This window comes from Actinoplanes sandaracinus, assembly GCF_030009775.1.
Classification (GTDB): Bacteria; Actinomycetota; Actinomycetes; order Mycobacteriales; family Micromonosporaceae; genus Actinoplanes; species Actinoplanes sandaracinus.
Genome location: NZ_JASCTH010000001.1, coordinates 389468 through 403627, shown reverse-complemented (window position 1 = coordinate 403627; position 14160 = coordinate 389468). Strand labels below are relative to the sequence as shown.

Annotated in this window: 12 protein-coding genes; 7 read left to right on the top strand and 5 right to left on the bottom strand. The window is 72.1% G+C overall.

Going from position 1 to position 14160, the window contains the following annotated elements; all coding sequences use genetic code 11:
- Nucleotides 1–2: 2 nt before the first annotated feature.
- Together QLQ12_RS01885 and QLQ12_RS01880 are read right to left on the bottom strand one after the other, a co-directional pair.
- Nucleotides 3–764 (bottom strand): glucose 1-dehydrogenase, encoded by a 762-nt coding sequence (locus tag QLQ12_RS01885; protein WP_282756904.1) that lies wholly within the window; start codon nucleotides 762–764, stop codon nucleotides 3–5.
- A 75-nt stretch (nucleotides 765–839) separates the two neighbouring features.
- Nucleotides 840–1430: a TetR/AcrR family transcriptional regulator gene (locus QLQ12_RS01880; RefSeq protein WP_282756716.1), complete on the bottom strand. Its 591-nt coding sequence runs from the start codon at nucleotides 1428–1430 to the stop codon at nucleotides 840–842.
- 89 nt (nucleotides 1431–1519) lie between these two features.
- Here QLQ12_RS01880 and QLQ12_RS01875 point away from each other — a divergent pair, with 89 nt between their 5' ends.
- From QLQ12_RS01875 to QLQ12_RS01865, 3 genes are all read left to right on the top strand, one after another.
- On the top strand, nucleotides 1520–2599 hold the full coding sequence (locus QLQ12_RS01875) for a Zn-dependent alcohol dehydrogenase (RefSeq protein ID WP_282756715.1): 1080 nt from the start codon (nucleotides 1520–1522) through the stop codon (nucleotides 2597–2599).
- A gap of 2 nt (nucleotides 2600–2601) precedes the next feature.
- Complete coding sequence (locus QLQ12_RS01870; protein WP_282756714.1) at nucleotides 2602–3633, top strand: LLM class F420-dependent oxidoreductase; 1032 nt, start codon at nucleotides 2602–2604, stop codon at nucleotides 3631–3633.
- A 233-nt stretch (nucleotides 3634–3866) separates the two neighbouring features.
- On the top strand, nucleotides 3867–4316 hold the full coding sequence (locus QLQ12_RS01865) for a CBM20 domain-containing protein (protein WP_282756712.1): 450 nt from the start codon (nucleotides 3867–3869) through the stop codon (nucleotides 4314–4316).
- 123 nt (nucleotides 4317–4439) lie between these two features.
- Here the strand turns inward: QLQ12_RS01865 and QLQ12_RS01860 are convergent, their stop codons facing one another.
- Entirely contained in the window at nucleotides 4440–5918 is a 1479-nt protein-coding gene (locus QLQ12_RS01860) for a hypothetical protein (protein ID WP_282756710.1), read from the bottom strand.
- Between the two features lie 184 nt (nucleotides 5919–6102).
- Between QLQ12_RS01860 and QLQ12_RS01855 the strand changes: the two genes are divergently transcribed.
- The 4 genes from QLQ12_RS01855 (at nucleotide 6103) to QLQ12_RS01840 (ending at nucleotide 12014) form a co-directional block, all read left to right on the top strand.
- Nucleotides 6103–6588: an anthrone oxygenase family protein gene (locus QLQ12_RS01855; RefSeq protein WP_282756709.1), complete on the top strand. Its 486-nt coding sequence runs from the start codon at nucleotides 6103–6105 to the stop codon at nucleotides 6586–6588.
- Nucleotides 6589–6617: 29 nt separating this feature from the next.
- A complete protein-coding gene (locus tag QLQ12_RS01850; RefSeq protein WP_282756707.1) occupies nucleotides 6618–7952 on the top strand; it encodes a TrkH family potassium uptake protein in 1335 nt (444 codons plus the stop codon).
- Nucleotides 7945–8616, top strand: coding sequence for a potassium channel family protein (locus QLQ12_RS01845; RefSeq protein WP_282756705.1), 672 nt, complete (start codon nucleotides 7945–7947; stop codon nucleotides 8614–8616). The genes QLQ12_RS01850 and QLQ12_RS01845 overlap by 8 nt, the downstream gene beginning before the upstream one ends.
- A gap of 119 nt (nucleotides 8617–8735) precedes the next feature.
- Nucleotides 8736–12014 carry an AfsR/SARP family transcriptional regulator gene (locus QLQ12_RS01840; RefSeq protein ID WP_282756697.1) on the top strand — a complete coding sequence of 1093 codons (3279 nt, stop codon included), beginning with the start codon at nucleotides 8736–8738 and terminating at the stop codon, nucleotides 12012–12014.
- Between the two features lie 5 nt (nucleotides 12015–12019).
- On the opposite strand, the gene QLQ12_RS01835 is transcribed toward QLQ12_RS01840, so the two are convergent.
- Nucleotides 12020–12832 carry an ABC transporter permease gene (locus tag QLQ12_RS01835; protein ID WP_282756695.1) on the bottom strand — a complete coding sequence of 271 codons (813 nt, stop codon included), beginning with the start codon at nucleotides 12830–12832 and terminating at the stop codon, nucleotides 12020–12022.
- A complete protein-coding gene (locus QLQ12_RS01830) occupies nucleotides 12829–13860 on the bottom strand; it encodes an ATP-binding cassette domain-containing protein (protein WP_282756693.1) in 1032 nt (343 codons plus the stop codon). Before QLQ12_RS01830 ends, QLQ12_RS01835 begins: the two co-directional genes overlap by 4 nt.
- Nucleotides 13861–14160 lie beyond the last annotated feature (300 nt).

The window sequence follows — 14160 nt, the reverse complement described above, 5'->3', positions numbered from 1 at the left end:
GATCAGTACCCCGGGCCGCTGAGCAGGCCGCCGTCGGCGAGGAACTCGGCGCCGGTCGTGTAGGACGCCTCGTCGGAGGCGAGGAACGCGACCAGCCGGGAGATCTCCACCGGTTCGGCGAACCGCGCGATCGGCAGCGATTTCAGGAACCCGCCGGGGTCGACGCCGGTCATGGTCTGTGCCGCGGCGAGCGCCATCGACGTCATCACGCCACCGGGGTGCACCGAGTTGACCCGGATCCCGAGCGGCCCCAGTTCCTGCGCGGCCGACCGGGTGAGGCCGCGGACGCCGAACTTGCTGGCGCTGTACGCGGAGAGCCCGGCCGCCCCGGCGAATCCTTCGATGGACGAGATGTTGACGATCGAGCCGCCGCCGACGCTGACCATCGCGGGCGCCACCTGGCGGATGCCGAGCCACGTGCCGACCAGGTTCACCTCGATGACCTGCCGGAACTCGGCCGCGTCCATCTCGGTGACGGGCGCGTGCCGCAGGATGCCCGCGTTGTTGACCAGCACGTCGACCCGGCCGAACGCCGCGACGGTCGCCTCGACGGCCGCCGACCAGTCGTCCTCGCTGGTCACGTCGTGGTGCACGAATCGGCATCTGTCGGCGCCGAGGCCGTCGGCGACCGCCCGGCCCTTGTCGTCGAGCACGTCGCCGATGACCACGCGTGCCCCCTCGGCGGCGAAGTGCCGGGCGTGGGCCTTGCCCATGCCGCGCGCCCCGCCGGTGATCAGTGCAACCTTGCCGTCCAGCCGCCCCATCGCGTCCTCCCGGTGCAGGGTTTCTCCGGCCGGCCGAGTGGACAACCGGCGGAGACCAAGCGCTTGCTTGGGAGGCTACGGCACCGTGATGCCGTCGAAAAGGAGTCGGAGCAGACCGTCGACGATCTGCTCGGTGCTCCAGGTCGCCGAGGGCCGCCACGAGGTGGGCAGCCAGAGGATGTCGCGGAGCAGCCGGTAGGTCAGGCGCGCGTCCAGGTCGGCCCGGAACTGCCCGGTCTGTTTGCCGCGCTCCAACTGGTCGATCCAGGTCTGCTCGATCTCCTTCATGGCGGTGCGCAGGTACGCGAACCGGGGCTGCCCGCTGAAGTAGTTCCAGTCGTTCTGCAGCATCGTCAGCGCGGCGCGGTGCCGGCCCAGCGTGGCGGTGCTGGACCGGACGATCTGCTCGATCGCGGTCCGAGGGTCGGCCGTCTCCCGTATCGCTTCCCGGTAACCAGCCAGGACGTCTTCGAGGAAGGCGCTGAGGATCTCGTCCCCGATCGACTCCTTGGAGTCGAAGTGGTGGTAGAGGCTTCCGGACAGGATCCCGGCGGCGTCGGCGATCTCCCGCACCGTGGTGGCCCGGAACCCCTTCTCGGCGAAGAGGTCCCCGGCCAGCCGAACCAGATGCGCGCGCCGCTCGGACGGGCTTTTCGCATTCGTCACCGGCCGATTATGTCCCGTCACCAAACGCTTGCTTGGTGCACCCCGCGTGGTTAGCGTAGAACGCGTTCTACTTTTGAGGGGGTACCGGTATGCGCGCGGCCGTGCTGCACACGATCGGGGACGAGAAACTCGACCTCCGCGACGACGTCACCGTCATCGGTCCAGGCCCCGGCGAGGTGCGCCTGCGGGTCCGCGCCTCCGGCGTCTGCCACTCCGACCTGTCCGCCATGCGGGGCGGCCTGCCCCAGCCCGTGCCCGCGGTGCTCGGCCACGAGGCCGCCGGCGACGTCATCGAGATCGGCGACGGCGTCGACGATCTCGCACCCGGCGACCGGGTCGCGGTCAACTGGCTGCCCGCCTGCGGCGCCTGCACGCACTGCCGGCGCAACGAGCCCTACCTGTGCATGACGCACGTGATGGCCGGCTACGTGATGCCCCGGTTCAGCGCCGGCGATCTGCCCGTCTTCGGCATGGCCGGGTGCGGCTCGTTCGCCGAGGAGATGGTGGTGCCCCGGGCCGGCGCCGTGCGGATCGACGACGACGTGCCGTACGAGGTGGCCGCCCTGATCGGCTGCGGCGTCACCACCGGTGTCGGCGCGGTGATCAACACGGCCCAGGTGCGGCCCGGCGACACCGTCGTGGTGATCGGCTGCGGCGGGGTCGGCATCGCCGCGATCCAGGGCGCCCGGCTCGCCGGGGCGGCCGTCATCGTCGCCGTCGACACGGTGCCCGCTCGGCACGAGCTGGCCCGGCGGTTCGGCGCCACCCACACGGCCGGCCCCGACGAGCTGAGCGACCTGCAGATGGAGGTGGTTCCGGAGGGCTTCGACCACGCTTTCGACGTGGTGGCCGTACCGCAGACGCTGCGCACCGCCTGGACCGCCTGCCGCCGCGGCGGCGCCGTGATCGTCGTCGGCGCCGGCCGCGCCGAGGACCAGGTCGAGTTCAGCCCGTTCGAGCTGCTCTTCGAGGGCAAGCGGATCCTGCCGTCGCTCTACGGCTCGGCCGAGCCGCACCGCGACTTCCCGCGCCTGCTGGCGCTGTGGCGGGCCGGCCGCCTCGACATCGAGGGCATGATCAGCCGTCGGCTCCGCCTGGACCAGGTGGACGAGGCGCTGGTCGCTCTGGGCAGCGGCGACGTGATCCGCCAAGTGATCGTCAACGACTGACCATGCGGCTCGGGATTCAGCTCGGTTACAGCGGCGAGGGGTTCGCCGAGGCCGTCGACGAGGTCGCCGAGTTCGAGGAGGCCGGCGCGGACCTGGTCGTGGTGCCCGAGGCCTACAGCTTCGACGCGGTCAGCCAGCTCGGATATCTCGCCGCGAGAACCCGGCGGATGGGTCTGGCCTCCGGTGTGATGCAGCTCTACACTCGCACTCCAACGCTGACCGCGATGACCGCCGCCGGACTCGACTACGTGTCCGGCGGCCGGTTCAGCCTGGGCCTCGGCGCCTCCGGTCCGCAGGTGATCGAGGGCTTCCACGGTGTGCGCTACGACGCGCCGGTCGCCCGCACCCGCGAGATCGTCGAGATCTGCCGCCGCGTCTGGCGCCGCGAGACGCTGGTGTTCGAAGGATCGCACTACCGGATCCCCCTGCCGGGCGAGTACGGCAAACCGCTCAAACTGATCAACCACCCGGTCCGGGAGCGGATCCCGGTGCTGCTGGCCGCCATGGGCCCCCGCAACGTCGCTCTGGCCGCCGAGATCGCCGACGGATGGCAGGCGCTGTGGCTGGACCCGCGCGCCTCCGCCCGTGTCTTCGCCGACGCGCTCGCCGACGGGCTGGCACGGCGTTCGCCCGATCTCGGGCCGCTGGACGTGAGTGTGCCCGTGCCCTTCGTCCTGGCCGCCCCGGAGCCCGCCCTGCTGCAGCGGCACCGCGCGCAACTCGCTCTCTACCTGGGCGGCATGGGCGCCCGCGGCCGCAACTTCTCCAACGATCTGGTGCGCCGGTACGGCTACGCCGACGAGGCCACCCGCATTCAGGAGCTGTACCTGAGCGGGCGGCGAGCCGAGGCCGTCGCCGCCGTCCCGGACGATCTGGTCGCCGCCACGTCGCTGGTGGGACACCGTGACGAGATCCGCCGCCGCCTCGACGCCCTGGCCGCCGCCGGCGTGACCACCCTGCTGGCGTCGCCGCTGGCCCCGACCCGGGCCGAACGCGTCAAACACATCGCCGAACTCCGCGCCATCCTTCCCTGATCCGTCGCCGTCATTGCAAGAAGTTTCAATACTTGGCGATTTCGGTAGCAGGGAATTGTGGCGTAGTGGTGAAATATTTATGCAGTTCAGGAGTCTGCAGGCATTGCAGGCGAACTGTTCCTGACTCGCGAAATCGGACAAATTCTCTTGAGTTTCGATGGCTATCCGGCCAATGTGGAGCCCGGTTCAGCAAGAACTTGCTGAATCTTTCAGGTTCTTTCGAGAGGAACGTCATGCGTAACGCAGTCCGCGCCGGAGTCGTCGCCACCACCCTGATCGCCGGTGCCCTGGGCGTCGCCGGTCCGGCCCTGGCCGCCACCCCCGTCAGCACCGAGGTCGCCGTCAGCGATGTCAGCACCCTGCGCGTCGCGCCCGTCGTCGCGACGTTCAACGTGACCGCGGGCTTCACCGCCTGGGGCCAGCGTGTCTACGTCGTCGGCAGCATCCCCGCGCTGGGTTCCTGGAACCCCGCCGCCGCCGTGCCGCTGAACACCACCAGCGGCACCTTCCCGAACTGGACCGGCAGCGTCGAGTTGCCGCCGAACACCTACGTCGAGTTCCAGTACATCGTGAAGAACGCCGACGGCACCGTGGCGCAATGGGAGAAGACCTTCGCCAACCGGAGCGCGGTCACCCCGCCGACCGGCACCTACATCACCCACGACACGTTCGGAGCGTACTGACCCGACCGCGCCGCGCCGAGAGGTATGGGTTGGATACCTCTCGGCGCGAGCGGCCCCACCACGCGAACGCCCCGGCTTCGTCCGTTGCGGGACGAGGCCGGGGCGTACGGCGTGCGGGTGGCGTCAGCGAGCAGTGACGGTGACCGTGACCGGTCCGGCCGGAGTCTTGCGGTCGGCCTTCGGGATCGCCTCGTGGACCGTCGCGGTGGTCGTCTTAAGGACGTCCAGCAGCGACCCGGACGCGCCGTTTCCGGCCGGGAGGTACCTGTCGAGGATCGCGTTGAGGCAGTCGGTGACGACCAGCGTGACGGTCGGCCCGGCCGTCTTCACACCGCCCAGCACGTCCCGGTCGGCGCCGGCGACGGTCGGGAGGCGCTCCAGCACACACGAGCTGTACTCGAACACGTCACCGACGCTGTGGGCGGACTCCGACAACCCGGCCTTCTGGAGCAGCGCCTGGACGGCCGGCGTGCCGACCTCGCCCCGGGCCAGATCCTTCACGGCCGCCGCCCCGAACTCGCCGTGCGCCTGGATCAGCGCCTCGGCGGTGGCCGGGCGCAGCGCCCCGCTGGTGGGCACCAGCAGTTCGAGCTGGCGCAGGCCGGAGTCCAGAGCGATCGCCGACCAGTCCAGGCGCCCGGTGAGCTGCACCGGGCCGCCCGTGCCGGGCTGGACCTCCAGGGTGACGGTCTGGCCGCCGCCGACCGCCACCGAGCCGTTCAGGTAGGTCAGAACGGTGTTGCGGATTCCGTCGAAGGTGTCCGGGGCGCCGGCGGCCGCGGTGGTGTCCACCACCGGGCGGACCCGGCCGTCCTTCGGCAGCTGCAGAACCATCGGGAAGGGGAACCGGTTGCGGACGCGCACCAGCTGCTTGCCGGCTTCGGTGAGCACGCAGGCGTCGACCCGTCCGGCCGGGCTGGAGACGGCGCTGACGGTCACGTTCGCCGCTTTCGGGTCGCACGCCATGGTCTCCGGCGCGCCGGTCAGGTGCTCCAGGGTGCTCGCCAGAGAGGAGACGGCGGCCGCCCGGGTGTACAGCCAGTAGTGCCGGACGGTGTCCGGCTTGATCGGGAGGGTCATGCCGGTGCCGGTCGTGATGGTGTCACCGGCGGCGCCCGACGCGACCTGCCACGTGCCCAGCGCGAAGCTGTCGAGCAGGACGGTGTCGGCCCAGACGGCACGCTCGACCGCGTCGGTGACGCTGCCGGACAGCGCGACCCAGTCGCCCAGCTCGGTGGACCAGGCGTAGATGTTCAGCAGCTCCGGCCGCACCCCGGCGGGCAGTTCGCCGTAGTCGATGCTGATCCGGCCGCGGACGACCTCACCCTCGATGTCGAGCTTGATCATGTCGCCGACCAGAACGACCCCGGGCGGAGCCGGCCTGTCGGCGGGCAGCGGCTCCCGCGCGAACGACACGTTGACGTCGCCCTTGCCGCCGCCGAACGGAATGCTGAAGCCGACGGACCCCTCCAGCGAGGCCTCCGACTCACCACCGACCTCGACCGGCCGCGAATGGAGCGCGCCGATCGGCCCACACGCGACGAGCCCGGCACCGAGCGCGGCGACCATGACGCCGGCGACGATACCTCGTACGAGTTTCATGTTGTCCTCCCCGGCGGAGGAGGATAACCGGAGTTGATGAAATCCGGTTACCAACCGCAACGTGTCAACCGTCGCATTGCCGCCCGCCGGGGTGGCGGTGGGTCCGCGGTTGTCCGCACATCGTACCGTCGCGGCACGGGGCGGGCCCGCCCCGTCAACCGAAACCAGTCGATCGGGAGAGCCGGTGCGCACCGCCGTCCTGCTGCTCAGTGTCGTCACGCTCGGGCTGATGGCCGGGCTGTTCTACGCGTTCGCCGGCTCGGTGATGCCGGGCCTGCGCCGGGCCGAAGACCGTGCCGCAGTCGACGCCATGCGGAACATCAACATCGCCATCCTGAACCCGCTGTTCGGCATGATCTTCGTCGGTGCGCTGGTCTCGACGGCGGTCGCCGCCGTCCTCAGCATCGACCGTCCCGCTGTGGCCTTTCCGCTGCTGGGAGCCCTGATGCTCTACGGCGTGACCCTGGCCGTCACGTTCGCCGTGAACATCCCCCTGAACAACCGGCTGAACGACGCCGGCGACCCCGCGGACCTGGCCGATCCGGCCGCGCAGCGGGCCGATTTCTTCACACCGTGGGTGCGGTGGAACCTGGTGCGCACGATCACGTGCGCCGGCGCCTTCGCGGCCGCGGCGTGGGCCTTGATCGAACACGGGGCCCTCAACGTTTGAAGAGGTCCGACGGGTGATATGACTCAGCGGTGCGATCACCCTTGCGGCATCCGGCCCGTGTCGTGCCGCTCGCATTTCTTGGCCTGATCGTTATCGGGACCGGGCTGATGATGCTGCCGGCGGCCCGCGCCGACCCCGGCCATGCGCCGTTCGTCACCGCGCTGTTCACCGCCGCCTCCGCGGTCTGCGTCACCGGCCTGGCGGTGGTGGACACGCCGTCCTACTGGTCGACCTTCGGCCATGTGCTGCTGACCGTGATGTCGCAGATCGGCGGATTCGGCATCGTGACCATGGCCACCCTGCTCAGCCTGCTGGTGTCGCGCCGGCTGGGCCTGCGCAGCCGGCTGCTGGCGCAGACCGAGAGCGCCGGACTGTTCGGCGCCAACCTGCGCGGCATCCTCTTCCGGGTGGCGATGGTCATGCTGGCGTTCGAGAGCGCCATCGCCGTCGTGCTCACGTGGCGGTTCTGGCTCGGGTACGACTACTCGTTCGGCCGCGCCCTGTGGGAGGCGGTCTTCCACGCGGTCCAGGCGTTCAACAACGCCGGATTCGCCCTCTACCCGGACAGCCTGGTCCGGTTCGTCACCGACCCGTGGATCTGCCTGCCCCTGGCGTTCGGCGTGATGGCGGGCTCGATCGGCTTCCCGGTCCTGTTCGAGTTGGCACGCGAGTGGCGTACCCCCGGATGTTGGTCGACCCACACCTGGCTGACGGTGACCGGAAGCCTGTTGTTCACGGCCGTGGGATTTCTGATCTTTCTGGTGTTCGAGTGGCGCAACCCGGGCACGCTGGGCCCGCTGAGCACGCCGGGCAAGATCCTCGCCGCGTTCACCCAGGACGTGATGACCCGGTCCGGCGGTTTCAACAGTGTCGACCTGGGCCGGATGAACAGCGAGACGATCGCCGTGACCAACGGGCTGATGTTCATCGGCGGTGGCAGCGCCAGCACCGCCGGCGGCATCAAACTGACCACGTTCATGCTGCTGGCCTACGTGATCTGGGCGGAGATCCGCGGCGAGCCCGATGTGGTGATCCGCAAACGCCGCATCGCCGAGACCACCCAGCGGCAGGCCGTGACCGTGGCCCTGATGGGCGTCGCGCTGGTCGCGACCGGTACCGTCGCCCTGGACGCGCTGACCGACGGCATCCCGTTCGACCGGGCCCTGTTCGAGGTCACGTCGGCGTTCGCGACGGTCGGGCTGAGCACCGGCATCACGCCCAGCCTTCCGCCCGCGGCGCAACTCGTCCTGGTCGTGCTGATGTTCGTCGGCCGCGTCGGCACCATCGCGGTCGGCACCGCGATCGCGCTGAACACCCGCCGCCGGCACTACCGCTATCCGGAGGAGAGACCCCTCGTTGGCTGACGACAGACCTTCCCACGGCGGACACGTCGCGGTGATCGGCCTCGGCCGGTTCGGCGGCGCGGTGGCCGAGGCGCTGCTGGATCTCGGGTACGAGGTGCTCGGCGTCGACTCCGATCCGCGGATCGTGCAGGACTGGTCGGACCGGCTCACCCAGGTCGCCGAGGCCGACTCCACCGACGAGGAGGCGTTGCGCCAGCTCGGCGTGCACGAGTTCGGGCGCGCCGTCGTCGGCATCGGCACCAACCTGGAGACCAGCGTCCTGACCGTGCTCACCCTCGCCGAGATCGGTGTGCCGGAGATCTGGGCCAAGGCCACCAGCGTCAAACACGGCAAGATCCTGTCGTCGGTCGGCGCCGACCACGTGGTGTTCCCCGAGTCCGAGATGGGCGAGCGGGTCGCCCACCTGATCAGCGGCCGGATGCTCGACTACATCGAGTTCGACGACGGCTTCGCCATCGCCAAGGTCCGCGCGCCGCACGGCGCCGCCGGGCGCACCCTCGCCGACCTAGGGTTGCGCACCAAATGGGGGGTCACGGTGGTCGGCACCAAACGGCCCGGCGAGGACTTCGTGTACGCCCGGCCGGAGACCACCGTCCCGGAGAACGCCGTCCTGATCGTCGCCGGGGACACCGCCAAGGTCGAGGCCTACGCCGCGGAGAACTGAGCCCGGCGAGCCTCGGCCCCGGCCGGCCGTCAGGGCTGTTCCACCGGCGGCGGATCCAGCGCGGACAGCCGGCCGAAACCGATTTGGGCCGGGTGGCGCCCACGGGGGAGGATCGTGGCGTGAGCGTGGACACCGAGCGGCTGCGGGTCGCTCTGCTCGGGGAGCTGCGGGTGCGGCGGGGCGACACCGGCGTGCCGGTGCCCGGCACCCGCCTGCGCGGCCTGCTCGCCCGCCTGGCCGTCGCCGGTGGCCGCCCCGTCCCGCCGGGCCTGCTCGCCGACGCGCTCTGGCCGGACGAGCGCCCGGCCGACCCGGCCAACGCCCTGCAGTCGTTGATCTCCCGGCTCCGGCGGCTGCTCGGCGGCGGCGACACCGTCACCCAGACCGAGGGTGGGTACCGCCTGGCCGTCGAGCCTGGTGACGTGGACGCCGGCCTGTTCGAGCGGCTCGCCGCGGCCGGTCGGGAACGACTGCGGGCCGGCGACCCCGCCGGCGCCGCCGGGCCGCTCGGCGAGGCCGCCGGCCTGGTGCGCGGGCCGGTCGCCGCCGAGTTGGCCGAGATCGCGCCCGCCTATGCCACCCGGCTCACGCAGACGGTCGTGCAGGCCGCCGCCGACCTGGCCGAGGCCGAACTGGCGATGGGCGAGCCCGGGCAGGCCGCCGCCCGGCTGACCGGACTGCTCGCCGAGCATCCGGTCGACGAGCGGCTCGCGGCGCTGCTGATCGACGCGCTCGACGGGCAGGGGCGGCAGGCCGACGCGCTGGCCGTCTACGAGCGGATCCGGGAGCATCTCGCCGACCGGCTGGGCGCCGACCCGGGCGCGGCATTGCGGAAGCGGCACCTGCGGCTGTTGCGCGGTGCCCCGGCCGTGTCACCGCCGGGGTCTCCGGTCGTTCCGCCCGCGAGCGAGGACAGGCCGCCGCCGTCGAACAACCTGCCCGCCGCGCTGACCAGTTTCGTCGGCCGGGCCGACGACCTCACCCGGATCGACGCGCTGCTGGCCACCGGGCGACTGGTGACCGTGCTGGGGCCGGGCGGGGCCGGGAAGACGCGGCTCGCGGTGGAAGCCGCGCGCCGGCGTGCCGGTGACTTCCGCGACGGCGTCTGGCTGGTCGATCTCGCGTCGGTGACCGAGCCCGCCAAGGTGGGCGCGGCGGTGGTGGCGTCCGCGGGACTGCGCGGTTCGGCGCTGTTCGAGAACGCCGGCCGGGTCCGCCCGGACGGCCGCGGTGACCTCGACGTGATCGCCGACCGGCTGTACGGGCGGGAGATCCTGCTCGTCGTCGACAACTGCGAACACCTGGTGGACGCGGTCGCGCACCTGCTCAGCGCGCTGCTCGTGCGCTGCCCGCTGTTGCGGGTGCTGGCCACCAGCCGGGAGCCGCTGGCGATCGACGGCGAGTCGCTCGTGCCGCTCGGTCCTCTCGGCCTGCCGGAGGCCGGTGACACCCCGTCCGACGCGATCCGGGCCCCGGCGGTGCGGCTGTTCGCCGAGCGCGCGGCGGCCGTGCGGCCCGGCTTCGCGGTCGACGACGGCACGGTCGCCGAGGTGGTGCGGATCGTCCGCGCCCTGGACGGCCTGCCGCTGGCGCTGGAACTGGCCGCCGCCCGGCTGCGCACGCTGGGCCTGTCCGAGCTGGCGGACCGGCTCTCCGACCGGTTCCGGCTGCTCACCACCGGCAGCCGCACCGCCCAGCCTCGGCACCGCACACTGCGCGCGGTGATCGCCTGGAGTTGGAACCTGCTCGCCGACGACGAGCGGATCCTGGCCGAACGGGTGGCCGTCCTGCCCGGTGGCGTCACCGCGTCGTCGGCGGCCGCGGTGACCGCCGGGACCCCGGTCGCCGCCGGGTCGGTTCCGGACCTGCTCGCCGCCCTGGTCGACCGGTCGCTGCTGCAGCTCGTGCCGGCCGGCGGCCGGTACCGCATGCTGGAGACCCTGCGTGAGTACGGCATCGAACGCCTCACCGAGCAGGGTGTCCTCGACGACGTCCGGGACCTGGCCGCCCGGCACATGGCCGCGCTGGTCACCGACCACGACGCGCGGCTGCGCACCGCCGAACAGGTCGGCGCGCTGCGGGCGCTGCGCGCCGAGTACGACAACGTGCTCGCCGCCCTGCGCCACCTCTGCGATGCCGGAGACGCGCCGGCCGCGGTCTCGCTCGCCATGGAGCTGTGCTGGTACTGGCAGATGCTCGGCCGGACCGCCGACGCGGCGTACTGGCTGCGCGCCGCGCTCGCCGTCCCCGGCCACGTGGACCCGGCGGTGGCCGACTGCGCCGAGGCGGTGCTGGTCATCAACCACACCGCCGGCGAGCCGGGCCTGCGGAGCGAGACCGCCGAGCGGCGCACCGAGCGGCTCCGCGAGCTCGCCCACCGGCTCGCCGGGCATCGGACGCTGCCCGGCCCGGCCGGCGTCATCTCCGCCGTGGTTCTGCACCACGCCGGCGAGAGCGACCTCGCCGCGCGCCGGATCGATCAGTTCGTCGACGGGCCGGACCCCTGGATGTCCGCGCTGGCCCACCTGTTCCGCGCCCAGATCGCCGAGAACAACGGCGACCTCGACCAGCTCGGCCGGGACGTGGCCGCGGCGCTCGACGGGTTCCGCGCGCTCGGCGACCGGTGGGGGCAGGCCACCGTGCTGCCGTTGCGCGCCCTGACCCGGCAGTACGACGGCGACCTCGACGGCGCCCTCGCCGACCTCAGAGCCGCACGCGGCTTCGCCCGGGAGTTCGGCTCGCTGGACATCGCCGACGAGATCTTCATCGACATGCGCTGGGCCGACCTGCACATGCGCCGCGGCGAGCCGGATGAGGCCACCGCCGCGCTCGCCGCGGCCCGGGCCCGCGCCAGCCGGTCCGGGATCCGGGAGATGCTGCTGCTGATGGACGCCCTGGAGGCGGGCACGCTGGTGTGGCTGGGCGACCTCGACCGGGCCCACGAGTTGATCACCCGCGCGGCCGGCGGGCTGGGGCCGGACCGCGACGGGTTCCCGTTGATGGGCGGCGACCACGGCTGTGCCATCGTCCACAGCATCCGGGCTTTGCTGGCCTTGCGCCACGGCGACGCGGAGTCCGCGGAGAAGGCGCTCGCGATCGCCTATCCGGCCGCCCTCCAGACCGGCGACATGCCGATCCTGGCCATGGTAGCGGTCAACGCCGGTGGGCTCGCCGCCCTGCGCGGGCGGCCGCGCGACGCGGCGCTGCTGCTCGGCGCGGCGTCCCGGCTGCGGGGATCGCACGATCACACCGACCTCAACGTGGCGGCGGTGGCCGCGCAGGCCAGGTCGGCGCTGGGGGAGGAGGCGTTCGGGCAGGCGTACGCCGCCGGCTGGACCGCCGAATCGGCGGCCGCGCGGCGTCTCGTCGACCCCGCGCGGCTCGCCCTGCCGTCCTGAAGGCGTTACGCGCGGCGCGCGTAGGCCCGCAGCGCCAGCGGCACGAACACCGCCAGCAGCCCGGCCATCCAGATCAGCGTGGTCGTCAGAGGCCCGGCGACCGGCCCGCCGGTCAGCAGCCCGCGGATCGTCGCGACCAGCGGCGTGATCGGGTTGACCGCCACGAACGACTGCACGACCTCGGGCAGCGTGTCGGTCCGCACGTACACGTCGCTGCCGAAGGACAGCGGCAGCACCAGCAGGAACATGATGCCCTGGACCGCTCCGGAGCTGCGGGCGAGCATGCCCACCCAGACCGAGATCCAGCAGAAGCAGAGGCCGAAGGCGATCGACAGGGCCACCGCGGCCAGGGTCGGAACCACACCGGTCTCGACCCGGAAACCCATGACGATCGTGCCGAAGCCGAGCATCACGACGCACACGGTCAGGTATCGGACGACGTCCGCCAGCACCGCGCCGACCAAGGGTGCGGCCCGGGAGATCGGCAGCGAACGGAACCGGTCGAAGACGCCTTTCTCGATGTCGGCGTTGAGGTTCTGCCCGAGCGCCATCCCGCCCATGGCCACCGACTGCGCCAGCATGCCGGGTAACAGGAACTGCAGGTACGCGTGACGGTTGCCGTCCGCGATGGCGCCGCCGAACAGATAGGTGAACAGCAGCAGGAAGATCACCGGCTGGATGGTGACGTCGATCAGCGCCTCGGGCGTGCGCGTGGTCTTGATCAGGCTGCGCTGGGCCAGGGCGAGGGAGTGCCGGCCGAGGGCGGTGACGCCGCCACCGGCGGGGCGGGTGACGGGTGTCAGGGTCATCGTGCTCATACCATTTCCTCAGCTTTCGCGGGGCCCGGCAGGTCGCCGGCTCTCGTGCCGTCCGGCAGGTCGTCGGCCTTCCGGCGGCCGGTCAGGGAGTGGAAGACCTCGTCCAGGCTGGGCAGGTGCAGCGCCAGCTCGGTCACTTCGATCCGGTCGGCCCGTAGCGCCGGGATCAGCCCGCCCAGCGCCTCGTCACCGGTCACCGGCACCGACGCCGCGCCCGGCCGGGATCCGGCGGCCTCGTCCAGGCTCGCCGATGTGCCTCGCGCGGCCACCGCGTCGAGCAGGCGCAGCACGTCCGGCAGGCGGGACGGGTCGGACGGGCGGACCCGCAGCGTCTGCCCTCCGACGCGCCGCTTGAGCCCGTCGGGGGTGTCGTGCGCGATCACCCGGCCGTGGTCGACGACCACGATCTCGTCGGCGAGCGCGTCCGCCTCCTCCAGGTACTGCGTGGTCAGCAGCACGCTCGCGCCGCTGGTGACCTGGGTGCGGACGACGCCCCACATGTCCTCGCGCTTGGCCGGGTCGAGGCCGGTGGTCGGCTCGTCCAGGAAGATCACCTCGGGGCGGCCGACGAGGCTCGCCGCCAGGTCCAGGCGGCGGCGCATGCCACCCGAGTACGTCTTCGCCGGCCGCTGCGCGGCCTCCGTCAGATCGAACCACTCCAGCAGCTCGCCGGCCCGGCGCCGCGCGTCCCTCCCGCTCAGATCCAGGAGACGCCCGATCAGCACCAGATTCTGTACGCCGGTCAGGTCCTCGTCCACGGACGCGTACTGGCCGGTCAGCCCGACGCGCCGGCGCACTTCTCGCGGGTTCCTCAACACGTCGACCCCGGCCACGAAGGCGCTGCCGGAGTCCGGGCGCAGCAGGGTCGCCAGGACCCGGACAGCGGTCGTCTTCCCGGCGCCGTTCGGCCCCAGCACTCCCAGCACGGTGCCGCGGCGCATCGACAGGTCCACGCCGTCGAGCGCCTGTGTCTTCCCGAACCGTTTGCGCAGCCCCTCGGCGCGCACCACCAGATCCTCGGTCGTCATGTCCCGGAGACTGCCGGGCCACGCTGGCACGGTCCGCACATCGCGCTGGCACGCCCGCTGTCACGGCCCGCACACGTGTCCGTCCACCCGGCCGGCTCACGCGTCGCCGTATCAACCAGCGTCTGCCATGTCTCGGCGCCCAGCGCGGCGTACCTCGACCAGACCTGGTCCCGCATCGGCGCCGGGGTGATCGGCCGTCGGGTCCGCACGCAGGCGCGCTGACAGCCGGCCGGATCTTCTCGGGCGACGCGTCAGGGCTGCCTCAACGCCCGTTGAGACAGCCCTGACGCGCCACCGGAT